This is a genomic window from Mycolicibacterium anyangense, assembly GCF_010731855.1.
Taxonomy (GTDB): Bacteria; Actinomycetota; Actinomycetes; order Mycobacteriales; family Mycobacteriaceae; genus Mycobacterium; species Mycobacterium anyangense.
This window is the reverse complement of the sequence record NZ_AP022620.1, coordinates 1,343,246-1,359,224: the sequence shown is the minus strand read 5'-3', so window position 1 is coordinate 1,359,224 and position 15,979 is coordinate 1,343,246. Positions and strand designations below refer to the sequence as shown.

16 protein-coding genes are annotated in these 15,979 nt (G+C 66.9%); 7 read left to right on the top strand and 9 right to left on the bottom strand.

The features are described 5' to 3' along the window. The first annotated feature begins 54 nt into the window (after positions 1 to 54). Positions 55 to 699 (top strand): response regulator transcription factor, encoded by a 645-nt coding sequence (locus G6N35_RS06390; protein WP_163803499.1) that lies wholly within the window; start codon positions 55 to 57, stop codon positions 697 to 699. 6 nt (positions 700 to 705) lie between these two features. Here G6N35_RS06390 and G6N35_RS06385 read toward each other — a convergent pair whose 3' ends face one another. Beyond that, entirely contained in the window at positions 706 to 1,080 is a 375-nt protein-coding gene (locus G6N35_RS06385; protein ID WP_163803498.1) for a DUF1801 domain-containing protein, read from the bottom strand. 215 nt (positions 1,081 to 1,295) lie between these two features. Between G6N35_RS06385 and G6N35_RS06380 the strand changes: the two genes are divergently transcribed. Further along, positions 1,296 to 1,493 (top strand): long chain fatty acid-CoA synthetase Faa4p, encoded by a 198-nt coding sequence (locus G6N35_RS06380; RefSeq protein WP_163803497.1) that lies wholly within the window; start codon positions 1,296 to 1,298, stop codon positions 1,491 to 1,493. A 2-nt stretch (positions 1,494 to 1,495) separates the two neighbouring features. Here the strand turns inward: G6N35_RS06380 and G6N35_RS06375 are convergent, their stop codons facing one another. Genes G6N35_RS06375 through G6N35_RS06365 form a run of 3 tightly spaced genes read right to left on the bottom strand, consistent with a single transcriptional unit; the run spans position 1,496 to position 3,356 of the window. Further along, positions 1,496 to 2,275 (bottom strand): potassium channel family protein, encoded by a 780-nt coding sequence (locus G6N35_RS06375; protein WP_407664513.1) that lies wholly within the window; start codon positions 2,273 to 2,275, stop codon positions 1,496 to 1,498. Continuing rightward, entirely contained in the window at positions 2,272 to 2,511 is a 240-nt protein-coding gene (locus G6N35_RS06370) for a hypothetical protein (RefSeq protein WP_163803496.1), read from the bottom strand. Before G6N35_RS06370 ends, G6N35_RS06375 begins: the two co-directional genes overlap by 4 nt. Continuing rightward, complete coding sequence (locus tag G6N35_RS06365) at positions 2,508 to 3,356, bottom strand: sulfurtransferase (RefSeq protein WP_163803495.1); 849 nt, start codon at positions 3,354 to 3,356, stop codon at positions 2,508 to 2,510. Before G6N35_RS06365 ends, G6N35_RS06370 begins: the two co-directional genes overlap by 4 nt. Positions 3,357 to 3,441: 85 nt before the next feature. On the opposite strand from G6N35_RS06365, the gene G6N35_RS06360 reads away from it, so the two are divergent. Next, positions 3,442 to 4,593: a DmpA family aminopeptidase gene (locus G6N35_RS06360; RefSeq protein WP_246224228.1), complete on the top strand. Its 1,152-nt coding sequence runs from the start codon at positions 3,442 to 3,444 to the stop codon at positions 4,591 to 4,593. A gap of 3 nt (positions 4,594 to 4,596) precedes the next feature. Here the strand turns inward: G6N35_RS06360 and G6N35_RS06355 are convergent, their stop codons facing one another. After that, positions 4,597 to 5,421 (bottom strand): acyl-CoA thioesterase domain-containing protein, encoded by an 825-nt coding sequence (locus tag G6N35_RS06355; RefSeq protein ID WP_163803493.1) that lies wholly within the window; start codon positions 5,419 to 5,421, stop codon positions 4,597 to 4,599. A gap of 90 nt (positions 5,422 to 5,511) precedes the next feature. On the opposite strand from G6N35_RS06355, the gene G6N35_RS06350 reads away from it, so the two are divergent. Further along, entirely contained in the window at positions 5,512 to 6,981 is a 1,470-nt protein-coding gene (locus G6N35_RS06350; RefSeq protein WP_246224227.1) for an MFS transporter, read from the top strand. Here the strand turns inward: G6N35_RS06350 and G6N35_RS06345 are convergent. From G6N35_RS06345 to G6N35_RS06330, 4 genes are read right to left on the bottom strand one after another with little or no spacing between them, the layout of a single operon-like run. Next, a complete protein-coding gene (locus tag G6N35_RS06345) occupies positions 6,944 to 7,822 on the bottom strand; it encodes an EamA family transporter (RefSeq protein WP_163803492.1) in 879 nt (292 codons plus the stop codon). The genes G6N35_RS06350 and G6N35_RS06345 overlap by 38 nt on opposite strands. A 15-nt stretch (positions 7,823 to 7,837) precedes the next feature. Beyond that, positions 7,838 to 9,037 (bottom strand): L-2-hydroxyglutarate dehydrogenase, encoded by a 1,200-nt coding sequence (gene lhgO, locus G6N35_RS06340; protein WP_163803491.1) that lies wholly within the window; start codon positions 9,035 to 9,037, stop codon positions 7,838 to 7,840. Between the two features lie 8 nt (positions 9,038 to 9,045). After that, positions 9,046 to 10,461: a mechanosensitive ion channel domain-containing protein gene (locus G6N35_RS06335; RefSeq protein ID WP_163803490.1), complete on the bottom strand. Its 1,416-nt coding sequence runs from the start codon at positions 10,459 to 10,461 to the stop codon at positions 9,046 to 9,048. After that, a complete protein-coding gene (locus G6N35_RS06330; RefSeq protein ID WP_179967319.1) occupies positions 10,461 to 12,662 on the bottom strand; it encodes an adenylate/guanylate cyclase domain-containing protein in 2,202 nt (733 codons plus the stop codon). Before G6N35_RS06330 ends, G6N35_RS06335 begins: the two co-directional genes overlap by 1 nt. Before the next feature lie 170 nt (positions 12,663 to 12,832). On the opposite strand from G6N35_RS06330, the gene G6N35_RS06325 reads away from it, so the two are divergent. From G6N35_RS06325 to bphC, 3 genes are all read left to right on the top strand, one after another. Then, positions 12,833 to 13,687, top strand: coding sequence for an alpha/beta fold hydrolase (locus G6N35_RS06325; protein WP_163803489.1), 855 nt, complete (start codon positions 12,833 to 12,835; stop codon positions 13,685 to 13,687). 187 nt (positions 13,688 to 13,874) lie between these two features. Further along, positions 13,875 to 15,056 (top strand): acyl-CoA dehydrogenase family protein, encoded by a 1,182-nt coding sequence (locus tag G6N35_RS06320; protein ID WP_163803488.1) that lies wholly within the window; start codon positions 13,875 to 13,877, stop codon positions 15,054 to 15,056. A gap of 13 nt (positions 15,057 to 15,069) precedes the next feature. Further along, a complete protein-coding gene (bphC, locus tag G6N35_RS06315) occupies positions 15,070 to 15,978 on the top strand; it encodes a biphenyl-2,3-diol 1,2-dioxygenase (protein ID WP_163803487.1) in 909 nt (302 codons plus the stop codon). Position 15,979: the final 1 nt, after the last annotated feature.

The following is a 15,979-nucleotide window of genomic DNA, read 5'->3' as shown; positions in this document are numbered from 1 at the left end:
GGCACGTCACGGTAAGGTCCAGGTCAGCGACACGAGGAAGGCGGGTGTGGCTCAGTGCAGACGTCGGAGACCCGCACCAGGGTCGTGGTGTGCGACGACCATCCGCTGTTCCGCGAAGGCATGGTCCGGGTGCTGCGGGCCAGCGGCCTGGACGTTATCGGCGAGGCCGCCGACGGCCGCGCGGCCTTGGAGATCATTCGCGAGCTGAGCCCCGACGTCGCGGTGGTGGATTACAAGATGCCCGGACTCGACGGCGTGGCGCTCGCTCATGCCGTCACCCGTGACGAACTGCCCACCAAGGTGTTACTGGTGTCGGCGTTCGACGACAGCACCATCGTCTACGAGGCGCTCTCGTCGGGGGCACTGGGATTCATCAGCAAGGAGGCGCCCCCCGAGCAGGTGGTCGACGCGGTCCGCGCGATCGCCCGGGGCGAGGAGGTGGTCCCGTTGGAGCTGGCGCGCGGCCTGGCCGCCGAGGTCCGTAAGCGGGCCAAGGGCACCATGATGGTGTTGACGCCGCGTGAACTCGAGGTAGTGCGGTTCATCGCCGAGGGCTTGTCGGTGCCCGAGATCAGCAAGCAGATCCACTTGTCGCCGGCGACCGTGCGCACCCACATCCACAACCTCTACGAGAAGCTCGGCGTGTCCGACCGCGGTGCGGCGGTCGCCGAGGCGATGCGCCGCCGGCTGCTGGAATGACGGCAGCTACCGCGACGTATTGACTGCGATCGCGGCGTGGATGAGCGCGGTCAGCGCTTCTTCGTCGATGTCGTCACCTTCGTGAAAATCGATGGCGCGCCGGGTGTTCCCATCCAAGCTGGAATTGAACAGCCCGGACGGATCCTCGAGTGCGGCACCTTTGGCGAACGTCATCTTCACGACCTTCTGATATGTCTCACCGGTGCAGATGATGCCGGCGTGCGACCACACCGGCACCCCGCGCCATTTCCATTCCTCGACGACATCGGGGTCGGCGCGACGGACCACTGCTCTGATCCGCGCCAGCAGCTCCCCGCGCCAGTCGTCGAGTTCGTCGATTCGGGCGTCGATGTGTTCGGACGCAGAAGCGTTGTCGGCCATGGCGGTTGGCTCTCCTCGGGGTGATGGCGGTGTCGCGTCCTGATTAACCTGGGAGAACGCTGCGGTAAACCTCCGCCACGGATTTGGTGAATACGCCCGGGCGGTTGTATCTTTTCCGGCGGCCCAAAATCGTTTCGGAAAGCAAGAAGATGCGCACCCATTACAGAACCCGCGGCTTCTCCACCCGTCCGCAACGTAGTGCCCGTTCCCACCGTGTGCTGCGGCCTGTCGCCGGCCAGTGCTTCGAGATCGACATTCGTCCCGAGAACAATCGTTGGGTCATCGCGGTCCCCGAGATCAACGCGGTCACCGACGCCGCTGACCGGGCCGCTGTCGAACTCGCCGCCCGCGAGTGCATCGCCACCCACACCGGCATTCCGATCGGCTACATCTCGGTCTGGGTCCGGGACTGAATTCAGCCGTCTTCGGCCCGCGGGTCTGAGCGGCGTTGCTCCGCCACCAACGCAGTGAGCGCGGCGAGTTCCTTCTGCAACACTTCGATGTGCGCCACGGTGGCCGCTTGCTGTTCGTTCTCCTCGGCCGCGACCCGTTGCACGATCCACGTCGCGACGGACGCGGTGATGGCGCCGACAAGGCTGATCCCGCCGATCATCAGCAGCGCCGCCACGACTCGGCCCATCGCGGTGACGGGGTACATGTCGCCGTAGCCCACCGTGGTGATGGTGGTCAGCGCCCACCACACGGCATCGCCGAAGTTCCGGATGTGCGCGCCCGGCGCCGATCGCTCGGCCTGCAGGACCGCCAGTGATGCGGCGTAGGCCAACAGCGTAGCGCTGGCCGCGGTGAACACGACTACCCGACCCCGGGCGGCCGAGCCCAGCGCTTTTTGCAGGGCGCTGACCAGCACGACCAGCCGGAGCAGCCGCAGCGGTCCCAGGAACGGCAGCACGACGATCGCCAAGTCCAGCAGGTGGCGGAAGAACCACCTCAGACGGTGCTCGGCCAATGCCAGCCGGGCGACATAGTCGATGGCGAAGGGGATGTACAAGACCGCCAGCATCAACCGGATGATGTGGCCGTGGATGCCCTGCGGCTGTGCGAGAACCTGAATCGAGAACAGGATCAGGAACAGCATCGCGACACCGGCCAGCGGCCACTCGGCCAGCGTCTCCCATCGCTGAAGTCGCGTCTCACCGGCTGCGGGTTCCGCACGCCTGTCCTGGGTGGCTGTCACGCCGACTCCCGCTCGTCGTCACGGCTGGCGGGAACGTGCCGTACGGACTGTTCGGTGAGCCGCAACGCGATCAGGATGTCGATCGCGGTGATCACCAGGCCGGTGTAGTACATCCATTTCACCGTCGGATCGGGTTGGACCACGAAATACAGCACCAGGAAGATCGGCCCGACGATGCCGAAGACGAACACCATCAGCTGAATCCGGAGGTAGGTCCGCAGCGTCGACGTGCTCATTGCGGTCCGCGAGCGACCGCCCGCGTCGGGTCCGAACTCCACTGCGACCACGACCCGGGAAACAGGGCGGCCGGCCGGCCCCGTGCGGTCAGCGCGGCGATCGCCACGGCCGCTGTGACACCGGATCCGCAGTAGACGCCCACCGCTTGCGCGTCCCCCACACCGCGCCGGGCCAGTTGCGCATCGATCTCGGTGTCGGCCAGGAATGTGCCGTCCCCGGCCAGCACCGCGGTGCTGGGCAGGTTGCGCGCCCCTGGAATATGGCCCGCCACCGGATCCACCGGCTCGACATCACCGCGGAACCGCTCCGGGGCGCGGGCGTCGAGCAGCAGCACGGTATCGACCTCGTCGGCGCTCAAGGTCGGCATCGCCCCGGCGTACAGGTCGTCATGGGACAGCGTGACGTCACCGGCATCGGGTTCGACCGCGCCGGTGTCCAGCGGACCGCCCGCGGCCTTCCACCCGGCCAGCCCGCCGTCGAGGATATAGACGTCGGTCAGGCCGGCCGCCCGCAGCACCCACCAGGCCCGTGCTGAACCGGCCCGGTTCCAGTCGTCGTAAACGACGACCGGCCTGCCGTCGCACACACCCCAGCGCCGGGCTGCGGCCGTCAGGGTGGGGCCGGACGGCAGCGGATGACGGCCACGTCCGACGACGGTGTGATCGCTCAGTTCATCCTCGAGTGAGACGTACACCGCACCCGGCAGATGCCCGGCCAGGTAGGCCGACCGGCCGTCGGGTTCGGTCAGCTGCCAGCGCACGTCGAGCACCGTCATCGGCTCGCCACTGGTGATGCGGCCGATCAGGTCCTGGGCCGTCATCAGCACGCCGGAACGGGTCGCCATCGATCTCCTTCACACGGTTGTGCAGACGATCATGCCCAATCGCAGGCAGGTGTGTCAGCGCAGGCCCGTCGGTAGGGTCTGCGAGGTGAACTCACCGCAGGCCTACACCACCGACGGACGGCCGCGAGCACGCGGCCTGGGCATCACCACGCCCGGCGAACCGGGACCGCTCAACGCGATCACCGATGTGCCCGGTGTCGAGGTGGGTGCAGTCACGCTCATCGACGGGGAGGGCCCGCTGGATGTTGGTCGCGGCCCGGTGCGCACCGGTGTGACCGCCATCCTCCCCCGTGGGCGGACCGGGGTCGGGCAGCCATGCGCGGCGGGCTGGCATTCACTCAACGGCAATGGCGAGATGACCGGGACCACCTGGATCGAAGAGGCCGGATCGTTCAATCTGCCTGTGCTGCTGTCGAACACGCATGCGGTCGGCCCCTGCCACACCGGCGCGATCTCCTGGGTCAACCGGGTTGCCCCGGCGCTGGCACGGCAGTGGCTGCTGCCGGTCTGCGCCGAGACCTGGGATGGCTATCTCAACGACATCAACGGCGGACATGTCCGCCCCGAGCATGCCGTAGCCGCCTTGGACGCCGCTGCCGGTGGCCCAGTGGCGGAGGGGTCGGTGGGTGGCGGAACCGGGATGAACTGCTACGAGTTCAAAGGCGGCAACGGAACCGCCTCCCGCCTGGTGCACTACGGCAGCCACACCTTCACCGTCGGGGCTCTCGTGCAGGCCAACTTCGGCGCGCGGGAAGAACTCACCGTGGCCGGCCGGCACGTGGGACCGCAACTGGGCGTGGACAATCCGCTGGCCGGTGACTGGTTCGACCATGACCTGAACCGGCCGCCACCGGGCGCCGGTTCGGTGATCGTCATCATCGCCACCGACGCGCCGCTGCTGCCCGGACAGTGCAAAGCGCTGGCCCGCCGGGTTCCACTGGGGCTGGCGCGTACCGGGACCACCGGCAGCCACTTCTCCGGCGACATCTTCCTGGCCTTCTCCACCGCACCGGCGCCCGGATTGGCCAGCCATTTCCCCGTCGGCGCGCCGACCGACGACGAGTTCGGCCAGCTGCGCTTTCTGCCGTGGGGCCGGATGGATCCGATCTATGCCGCTGTGGTCTATGCCGTCGAAGAGGCCGTGCTCAACGCCCTGATCGTCAACGCCGACATGGTCGGCCGTGACGGGCACCGCTCCCCCGCACTGCCGCACGAGCGGCTGCTCGCCCTACTGTGAGGGTCAGACCTCGAGGTTCGCCGCGGCACCCGGGACGGCGTTGAAGCCGCTGAAGTCGAGTTGCGCCGCTGGGTTGGCGATAGCGGTGACCATCCCGGTGCCGAAGGGCCCCGCTTCGTCGAACAGGGTTGCGGTGCCGACCGAGACGCCGTCGGCTGCCCAGTGCGAATCTGCTTGCAGGCCCAGGTATTCCGATTCCGGTAGCCGGGTCAGCGCGACGGTCAGGTCGCCGTTGATGTAGCCGATGCCCTTGGTCCCTAGATTGCAGACCAGGCTGGTGGCCTCGCTGACGATCACCGCCCGTACGAACGGGCTCAGAACCTCGCCGGCAACGGTGTCGATCGGCTTGCAGTAGACGCGCTTTCGCGAGGCGTTCTGGTGCGCAACGCCTTTGGGGTCCCAGCCGGCGTCGTCGCTGCCGATCAGGTAGGTGTTATCGGGCGTCCGGGCGGGCGCCGTGAAGCCACGATCCCCGGTCCACTCGTCGCCGGGCGGCGGCTGCGAGGTGCGGTACTGAACCAGCGTGGCGCGGGCGACCACGACGCCGTCCTGGATGACGTCGCATTCGCTGTTGCGGATCCGGTGGCCGTCGCGGACCAGGCGGGTGCACACTTCGGTGGGCTTCTTGCGGGCGGCCTTGAACAGGTCCACGGTCAGCCGGCCGGGCAGGAACCCGGGCACCCCGTAGTGCTGTTCGAGACTCCGGGCTGCCAGGGCCACCACCGCGGGACCGTTGAGCATGTCCTCGCCCCAGCGGCTCTGCGACCACTGCGTCGGATGGAATGTCCCGTCGGACTCCGCACTGAAATACGCCGGACCGTTGCCCATCCGCGCATCCTCGCATACCCATCCCCGGGGAGCGGCCCTGATGCTTAGTCGACATAATCAAGGAGTCCGACGCCAGAGAAGGGAGGGACTGTGGCTGAACTCGGCGCTGTCCAGCCCATCACCGACCCGGCCGACGGCCACCCACGGCCCGGATTACTGCTGGCCACCTTGAGCGTGGTGGCGTTGACCGTCGCCGTCCTGCAGACCGGGGTGGTGCCCATCCTGGGGGTGATCGCCCGGCAACTGAATGCACCCACCGTCGCTGTGAGTTGGGCAGTCACCGCCAATCTGCTCGCTGCCGCGGCCAGCACTCCCCTGATCGGGCGGCTGGCCGACCTCTACAGCAAGCGCCTGGTGCTGCTGGTGGTCCTGGCGGTAGTCCTGGCGGGTTCGCTGTTGGCGTCTCTGACCGCCGCACTGCCGCTGCTGATCGTGGCCCGGGTGCTGCAGGGAGCCTCGTACGCGCTCTACCCGATCAGCGTGTCCATCCTGCGGGACGAACTGCCGGCAGACCGGCTGATGCGGGCCATGGCGGTGCTGTCGGGGACGCTCGGTTTCGGCGGCGGCATGGGACTGGTGGTGACCGGACTGCTGATGCGCGGCGACGCCGGCTATCACCGAGTGTTCTGGCTGACGACGGCGTTCACCGCGGTCGTCATCGTGGCCGTTGTCCTCGTCGTCCCGTCCCGGCCGCGCAGTGCCACCGGCACGATCGACTGGGCCGGAGCCGTCGGTCTGGCCGCAGGGCTGTCGACGATGCTGCTCGCCATCACCCAGGGCACCGGCTGGGGGTGGACGTCGCCGCGCACGATCGGGTGCGCGGGTGCCGGGCTGGTGGTGCTCTTCGTCTGGTGGTGGTGGGAACGTCGGTGCAGCCAACCCCTGGTGTCCACCGAGATGCTCTCGCGCCGGCCGATACTGCTCACCAATATCGCCACCGTGCTGGTCGGCATGGGTCTGTATCTGAGCTTCCTGGGATTGACCGACTTCGTGCAGACACCGGTGCACAGCGGTTACGGCTTCGGTGCCACCGTGCTCGGCGCCAGCCTGGTGTTCCTGCTACCGGGCGCTATCGCAGGCTTTGTGACCGCAGTCGCCAGCGGACGCTATATCGACCGCTACGGCGCTCGTATCGTGCTGATGGTCGGAGCGGTGGCAGGTATCGCCGGATTCGTCCTGCTGGCCGTCGCCCACCAGCACCCCTGGCAGGTCATCGCCGCCACTGTGCTGGCCAACGCCTACATCAGTCTGGCCTACGGGGCGCTGCCCGCCCTGGTCGTCCAGGAAGTCGGCGCCGGTGAAACCGGTGTGGCCACCAGCATGAACGCCATCGCGCGGACCATCGGCAGTTCGGTGGCCGCCGCCATCGTGGCGGTGCTGCTCAGCCGGTCGCACCACGGCTTTCCGGCGGAGGCCAGTTTCGTCGCCATCTTTGTCCTCGGCGCCGGCACTGCCCTGGGCGCGCTGGTGTTGATCGCCACCACCCGGCCACGGTTGCGGCGGCTGGACTCCCTCGACGACATCACCGATTCTCGGGCGATGAACCATGAGTGGGGCTGACGGCCCGCGAACCTCCGCGCGCGGCACCGACTCCGGCCAGTACCACGAACGCGATGCCGACTATCGCGGACTTGGTCGGAACCTGATGGAGCACAAGGAATCCCACAATCAGGGCCAATGCCGGTTCCAGGCTGGCGAGCGTGCCGAACGCTGCGGTGGTGAGCCGGCGCAGGGCCAACAGTTCGAGCACGAACGGAGACATCGGCAGCAGTAGCGCCAACCCGAGGCCGATGGCGATGAGCTCCGGTGTCATCCTCGGCAGCACCGCATGACCGACCGCCGCCGTCGCCACCAGGGCCGCCACCGGCATCGACACCCCCAGCCCCTGTAGCCCGTCGACACCGTCGCCGACGCGTTGGGTCAACAGGATGTACGCCGCCCAGCACAGTGCCGCACCCATCGACATCGCCACGCCGGTGATGTCGATGATGCCGTGCCAGGGTTCGGTGAGCAGGAGCACGCCGACAACGGCGAGCGTGGGCCACACCAGCCGTCCCCCGCCCCGGCCGCTGACCACGGCTACGCCCAGCGGTCCGAGAAACTCCAGTGCGCTGGCCGTCGCCAGCGGGATGCGCGCCAGCGCAGTCATGAACAGCAGGGTGGTCAGCGCGATCACTGCGCCCAGTACCACACAGGTGAGGAACGTGGTCCTGGTGAACGCTGACGGGCGAGGACGCACCAGGATCAGGAACAGCACGCCGGCCCACGCCAGACGCAACCAGACTGCGCCGTCCGCGCCGATCCGCCCGATCAGGCCGACCGCCACGGCCAGACCCAGCTGTACACACACCATCGCGGCCACGGCGAGGGCTGCGCCGGTCCTCGCGGGATGAGCGCTCATCGGGGGCGGGACACGTCAGGCGGTCACCCGGTCGACAAGCTCGCGCGCCAGCGCCAGCGCGGAGGTGGCGGCCGGCGAGGGCGCGTTGCGTACGTGCGACGCCGCGCCGGTGCGGGAGATGACGAAGTCGTCGACCAGCGTGCCGTCGCGACCGACCGCCTGTGCCCGCACCCCGGCGTGCGAGCTCCCGTCGAGGTCGGCCAGGGTCAGACCCGGCAGATAGCGGGCCGCGGCCGCAACGAATGCGCGCCGGCTGGCCGCCATCTGGAGCTCGTCGATGCCGACCCGCCAATACCGGTGGGCCACATGCCAGGTGCCCGGCCACGTCACGGTTTCCCAGGCGTCCTTCCAGCGCCACCGGCGCAGCGAGTAGCCGTCGCGGGCCGCGACCATCATGGCGGTCGGCCCCAGCGTCACAGCCCCGTCGATGTGCTTGGTGATATGCACCCCGAGGAATGGCAGGTCAGGGTTGGGCACCGGGTAGACCATGCCGTTCAGCCGTGGTCGCGCCGTCGGTTTCAGGCCCAGGTATGCGCCGCGGAACGGCACGATCTGAGGGTCGCGTGGAGCACCTGCGCGGCGCGCCAGCCGATCCGACCACAAGCCCGCGCACGCGATCACCCTGGCGGCTCGAACCGGGCCCGCCCCGGTATGCACCACCGCATCCGCGGTGCCGTCGATGGCCGTCACGTCGGTGCCGAAACGCACCTGCGCGCCCAGGGCGGCCAATTCGGTGACCAGTTCGCGGGCCACTCCGGGATAATCCACGATGCCGGTGTTAGGTGCGTGAAGTGCTTGCACACCGATGGCATTGGGCTCGATCTCGGCGATTTCGTCGGCACCGACACGGCGTAGGCCAGGCACGGCATTCGCATGTCCGCGCGCCTCGAGGGCATCCAACCGGGGCAACTCGTCGTGCGAGACCGCAACGATCAACTTGCCGCACCGCTCGTAGGCCACGCCGTGTTGCTCGCAGTAGTCGTACATCAGCCGGGCGCCTTCGACACACAGGCTGGCTTTCAAGGAGCCCGGCTGATAGTAGATGCCGCCGTGGATCACTCCGGAATTGTGGCCGCTCTGGTGCTGTGCCGGGCCGGGCTCCCGTTCGAGCACCACCACCGAGTCTGCGGGCCTGCGCAGCAACCACTCTCGCGCAACGGCCAGGCCGACGATGCCCGCCCCCACCACCACGAGGTCATGTGTCGCACGAACCATCCGCTGGCTCAATCAACATCGACTTCGGCGGGCTCTTGGAGGGCGCGGCGGACGTGGGCACGACGCTCCTCGATGGTGCGACCCAATTCCTGGAGCAACTTGGGATTCTGGTGCACGAGATCGGCCATCTTGTCCCGTGCGACATGGACTGCCGTCACCTCGCCGATGGCGTAGGCCGATCCCAGCACTGCTTGTCGGGTCAGGGCGGACTGGCCGAGAAAGCTGCCCTCGGACTGAGTCCACAGAACGGTCTCCGAACCGTCCTCGAGCCTCGCGGTCATCTGTACCTCGCCGGCCATGATGAAGGTCATGCAGTCGGGCACCTCGCCGACACGCTGCACCAGTTCCCCGTCGCCATAGCGTTCGATCCTGGCGTGCGAGAGCAACATCTGCTGTTCGTCCCGGTTGAGGTGCAGCGTCGGCCCCACGACCTCGGCCACTGCCTCGGCGACGCGTTCGGGCGTCGAGAACTCGTCAACGGCCTCATCGAGGTGCAGGCCATCCCGCCGTGCGGCATACCAGATCCAGCGCAGGAAAACAGCTTTCGCGCGACCGTCTTCGGCCGGAGATTGCAGCGGAATCTTGGTGCGGTACTCCTGCGCTCCCGACGGAACCGCTGTGGGCCTGCGCTCAGGGTCACAGTGCGGCAACTCCGAAGCGACGCGGGCCAGCATCGCGCACACTTTATCGGGCGGATCGGACAGCGCAAAAACGGTGCTCACGGTCAGCGAGTGCTTTCCGGCGGGCCTGCTCAGGTTGGCGAAAGACGCGGCAGCCAGAACCGAGTTGGGCGTGATCTGCAATCCGGTACCGGTCTCGAGATGGATTGCGCGCCAGTTGACTTCGACGACCTTACCCTTGGCCTGGGGTGTCTCGATCCAATCGCCCAACCGAAATGGCTGCTCGAAGAGCATCAGCAGGCCCGAGATGATCTGGCCCACCGAGTTCTGCAGTGTCAGGCCGACCACGATCGAGGTGACTCCGAGGGCGGTGAACAACCCCTTGACGTTCGCACCCCAGATGTAGGCGAAGATCATTGCCAAGCCCACCGCGATCAACACGAATCGCAGTACGTCGAGGAAGATCGACGGGATTCGCTTGCGCCAGGAGTCCTCAGGTGCACTCTGGAACAGGGCGGCCTTGATGCCCGACAGCAACAGGACCAGGACGACGAAGGCGACCAGGGTGCCGACGACGCGCACCGAGGTGGCTTGCGGCGGCAGCTGGCGGGCCTCCAGCATCAGGATCAGCAGCGCGCTCAGCGGCAGCAGGTAGTTGCGCATGATGGACACGGGCCGCAGCAGGAAACTCTGCTTGCGCGCCAAGACGTGTTGCCACTCGGTCAGGAGCACCAAGCCCAGCGGCAAACCGACGGCGATGCCGATCGCCCAGTAGAACCATACTGACGAGAAGAGCTCCGTCATCACAGCCGCTCCACGAGCCGCCACACGCGTTGTTGCACCCCGTCCACCGTGACCGACTCGGCAGCGCTGAATTGCATTGTCTCGTGCAGCGAGTCATACACGCTCGAGGTGACGTAGATCCCGGGCTGGGGTGAACCGTCCTTGATCTGGTGCGCGAGGTTGACCGCCGAGCCCCACATGTCGTACACCACTGACGGCTGACCGAACAGGCCACTGCTGACCGAACCGGTGTCGATGCCGGCGCGCAATGTGAGCTCGGTGTCGGTCTCGGCGTTGAACCGCCGCAGGATCTGCTCGCATTCCAGGGCGAAATCCACCGTCCGGCGGACGTTGTCGAGCCGTGGCACCGTCAGACCGCAACTTGCCAGATACCCGTTGCGTACGGTGTGCACGCGTTCGATGCCGAGGCTGTCCGCGGCGGCGTCGATCTGGCGGGTCAACTCGTTGACCAGGGTCAGGGCCTGCTCGGGCAGCAGCTCGGCCTGGAGCTGTTCGAGCCCGATGAAGTCGGCGAAGATCACCGTCACGTTGTGGTGCTCGACGGCGATCGTCTCCTCACCCTGCCGGAATCGCTCGGCGATGGACTCCGGCATCAGTGACCTCAGCAGCTCGTCAGTCTCCTTGCGCTGCTGGTTGATCAGGTCTTCTTTGACGGTCAGGCTCCGACCCATCTCGTTGAAAGCCCTGGTGAGATCGCCTATCTCGTCGCGGGTCGTGACCGGGATCGCCACGCCGTAGTCCCCTGCGCTGATCCGCTGGGCGCCGGCCTCCAGCTTGCGGATCGGGCGGACGAAGATCTGCGCCCACGCGATCGCGATCAGACACACCAGGAAGATCATGCCGACCGTCGCCTGGACCATGGTTCTGGTGAACGTCGCCTCGCGTTGGAACGCCTCGGCGGTATCCACCTTGGCAACGATGGCCCAGTGCAGTTCGGAGTCTTTGATCACCAGCGGGGCGTAGGCCTGCAGACTGTTCTGCCCGAGGTAGTCGGTGGTGATCTGAGTGCCCGACTCGCCCTCCTGGGCCTTCTTCGTCGCATCGGCCCCGACCGGCTGCACCAGCGTCGTGCCGCCCTGGCGAATGGACATATCAGCGACGTCCGGCGGTGTCCCGGCCTGAACGACTTCCTGTTTGAACTGTTGCGGATTCTCCAGGAACAGACGCGAATCCGAGCGCATCAAGTTGTCCGGTCCGGCCAGATACGTCTCGCCGGTGCGCCCCAGACCGGCGCTTTCCCACTGCTTGTCGAACGTCATCAGGCGGTTGATCTTGGCGATCGGGAACTGCAGCGCCAGCACACCTTCGGTGCGGCCGTCGCGTCGAAGCGGAGCTACCATCCACGCGGTGGGTGACATCTCGGCGGGTTGGTAGAACTCGAAGTCGGTGAAGCCCACGTAGTCGACCGCATTGGATGCCATCGCCTTGGTGTAGGCCTGCTGGAGTTTGGAGCCCGAGTACGGGCCGGTGAGGATGTTGGTGCCCAGGTCGACGTCTTTGAACGCGCTGTAGACCACATTGCCGCGAGCGTCGAGGAGCAACGCGTCCTCGAATTCGAAGCGGGTCACGATCTGGCGAAAGAAATCCTGGTACCTGTTGTTGGCCGCCGACCACAGACTGCCGTCACCGGCGTCACGGATCGTCACGGCGTTGTCGTCGTCGCGTCGCAGGGCGGTGTAGTTGGCCTGCAGATAGCGTTGCGCCGGCGTGGCCGGCAGCAGGGCGGTCGCGTCGAGCTTGACCCCGCTGGACTGTTCGGTCTGCTTGAGGAAGTTGTTGTGGTAGTAGTCGACGATGCTCTGCCACTGGGCGCCGTTGATCTGAGCGTTGGCAAGTTGGTCGAATCCCGCAGTGAAGTCTTCCAGTGCCTGGCGGGTGACCGATCCGTGGGTGTAGATGATCAGCGAGTTCTTCAGATCGGAGACCTCGGTCTGCAACGACCGGGTCTGGGACTGACGCACTTCCGTCAGTCGGTTGAAAACCGCCTCACGCAACGCATTCCGGCCCGCGTGATAGGCGATTCCCCCGACCACGGCGGCGACGAGGATCGTACACAGCACCAGCATCATGATGAGCTTCGACTGGATGCTGACGTGGCTCAGTGGGCGCCGGCGGCGGAAGGAGTCCAGGCGCGTCGGTGGGGACTCCGCCGGGGCCGCGGCGGGAACGTCGGCCACAGCAGGGTCAGACACCTGGGTCATCGCCACCCCTTCGCCCGGCAGGACCCGATCTGGCACGGATCACAGAGCAGGGTACCAGCACAAATGTGACCATTGGGGCTGATGTGACGACTTCGAGCATCACATGTTGCCCGTTCACTGACCGGAACGAGCCGTTGAGATACCGCCGCCCAGATGATCGGATACCAGGCGTGGAGATCACCTACGCGGAGACACTGCGCGAAGTCGGCACCAGCAAGGGCGTCCTGCGCTACCACGAGGCCGGCGACGGGCCGCCGCTGTTGCTGCTGCACGGTTCCGGTCCCGGGGTGACCGGCTGGCGCAACTTCCGCGGCAACCTCGGGTTCTTCGCCGAGCACTTCCGCTGCATCGTCCTGGAGTTCCCCGGGTTCGGCGTCAGTGACGACTTCGGCGGTCACCCCATGCTGGACGCACAGGGCTCAGTGCCGGTGTTCCTCGACGCCCTCGGTGTCGACAAGGTCGACGTGATCGGCAACTCGATGGGCGGCGGCGTCGGGATCAACTTCGCGATCTCCCAGCCCGACCGGATCGGCAAGCTGATCACCATCGGCGGGATCGGCACCAACATCTACAGCCCCGGCCCCAGCGAGGGCATCCGCCTGCTGCAGGAGTTCACCGAGGACCCGACCCGGCAGCGCCTGGTGGACTGGCTCAACTCGATGGTCTACGACCCCGAGCTGGTCACCGAGAGGCTGATCGAGGAGCGCTGGGAGCTGGCCACCGACCCCGAGACACTGGCCAGTGCGCGGCGGATGTACGGCAAGGCCGCCTTCGCAGCGATGACGAAGATGATGCGCAATGCCGACTTCCCGCTGCCGTGGGCGATCATGCACAAGGTCAAGGCGCCGACGCTGCTGACCTGGGGGCGCGACGACCGGGTGAGCCCGCTGGACATGTCGCTGATTCCGATGCGCACGATTCCCAACGCCGAGTTGCACGTGTTCCCGAACTGCGGGCACTGGGTGATGATCGAACAGAAGGCGGCCTTCGAGTCCACCGCGCTGGGCTTCCTGCGGCGCGCCTGACGCGCGGCGTGACTTCGATTGCAGCGTAAGCGTTTTCGTCGACATTAGCCCAATGTTGGTGACCGTACGAAAATGACCCATGTGTGAACTCAGCGAGCGCGGATCCGCTGATCGAGACAAGTCGTCGCGCAGGTTGTGGCGCTGCCGCACTATGGAGTGATCACGCCCGACAGATGAGGTAAAACGCATGACCACCCGGGTTATCGACAAAGTCATGGACGCTGCCGACCAATTGCGCGAGCACGCCGTCGAAGCCGAGAAGATCGGCAAACTCACCGAGCAGACCGTCAAGATCATGAAGTCGGCGGGCAACATCCGCCTACTGCAACCCAAGGAGCACGGCGGCCTCGAGGTGCATCCGCGGGAGTTCGCCGAGACCGTCATGGCGACGGCCGCGCTCGACCCGGCGGCGGGCTGGATCAACGGGGTTGTCGGTGTGCACCCCTACCAGCTGGCCTACGCCGATCCGCGGGTGGCCGCCGAGATCTGGGCCGACGACGTCGACACCTGGGTCGCCTCCCCGTACGCGCCCCAGGGCGTCGCGGTACCCGTCGACGGTGGCTACATCTTCAACGGCCGCTGGCAGTTCAGCTCCGGCACTGATCATTGCGACTGGATCTTCCTGGGCGCGCTGCTCGGGGATGCCGAAGGCAAGCCGGTCATGCCGCCGCAAATGCTGCACATGATTCTGCCCCGCAAGGACTACGAGATCGTCGAGGATTCCTGGGACGTGGTGGGTCTGCGCGGCACCGGGTCCAAGGACGTGATCGTGCGCAACGCGTTCGTCCCCGACTACCGCACCATGGACGCGTTCAAGGTGATGGACGGCACCGCCCAGCGGGAGGCCGGGATGACCGACACGCTCTATCTGATGCCGTGGTCGTCGATGTTCCCGCTGGGCATCTCGGCGGCCACCATCGGCATCTGCGAAGGCGCGCTGGCCGCCCATCTGGACTATCAACGTGAGCGGGTCAACGCCGCCGGCACCGCCGTCAAGGACGACCCGTACGTGATGTACGCGATCGGCGAGGCTGCGGCTGACATCAATGCCGCCCGCCAGGAGATCCTGGCCAACATCGACCGCATTTACGACATGGTCGACTCCGGCAAGGAGGTGACCTTCGCCGACCGCGCTGCGGGCCGGCGCACCCAGGTCCGTGCGGTCTGGCGTGCGGTGATGGCCGTCGACCAGATCTTCTCCCGCTCCGGCGGCAACGGGATGCGGATGGACAAGCCGTTGCAGCGCTACTGGCGCGACGCCCACACCGGCATGGCGCACGCGATCCACGTGCCGGGCACCGTCTTCCACGCCTCCGCGCTCAGCTCCTTCGGCGTCGAACCCCAGGGTCCGCTGCGGGCCATGATCTGAGGCGGCAGACTCGATGAGCCTGTTTTCCAGTCTTGGCTACGTCACGATCCATACCGCCGACATCGAGCGCTGGCGCCAGTTCGCCTTCACTCTGCTGGGTTTCGCCGAAGGCAAGGGACCCGATCCGGACTCGCTGTATCTGCGGATGGACGAGCGGGCTGCCCGCATCATCGTCACGCCCGGAGACGGGGACCGGATCGTCGCCTCCGGGTGGGAGGTTCGTGACCGCATCGCACTCGAGCGGGTGCGCCGGACCCTGGATGCCGCAGGCGTTGCGCACAAGCAACTCTCGCAGGGTGAGGCCGACGACCGCCGAGTCGAGGAGGTCATCACCTTCGACGATCCGGCGGGCAACACCGTCGAGGTGTTCCACGGCGCGGTGCTCGACCACAGCCCGGTGGTGACACCGTACGGTGCGCGTTTCGTCACCGGCGACCAGGGCCTAGGACATGTTGTGCTGCCGGCGCTCGATGCCAACGCGCTGTTCGAGTTCTACACCGAGACATTGGGTTTCCTGTCCCGCGGCGCCTTCCGGGTGCCGCTACCCAAAGAGTTCGGTCCGATCCGGATCAGGTTCCTCGGGGTCAACGAGCGGCATCACAGCCTGGCGATCGCCCCGGCGACCACCCTGCGCGATCCGGGCCTGATCCACATGATGGTCGAGGTCGACAGCCTCGACGCCGTCGGGGCGGCACTTGACCGGGTGACCAGGGAAGGCTTCCAGCTGTCCTCCACTCTGGGCAGGCACACCAACGACAAGATGGTGTCGTTCTACGTCCGCGCGCCCGGGGATTGGGACATGGAGTTCGGCACCGGCGGCCTGCGGATCGACGAAACCCACTACACGGCTGAGGAAATCACCGCCGACAGCTACTGGGGTCACCAGTGGGTCAGCGACCTTCCGGCTGCCATGCGGCCCTGAC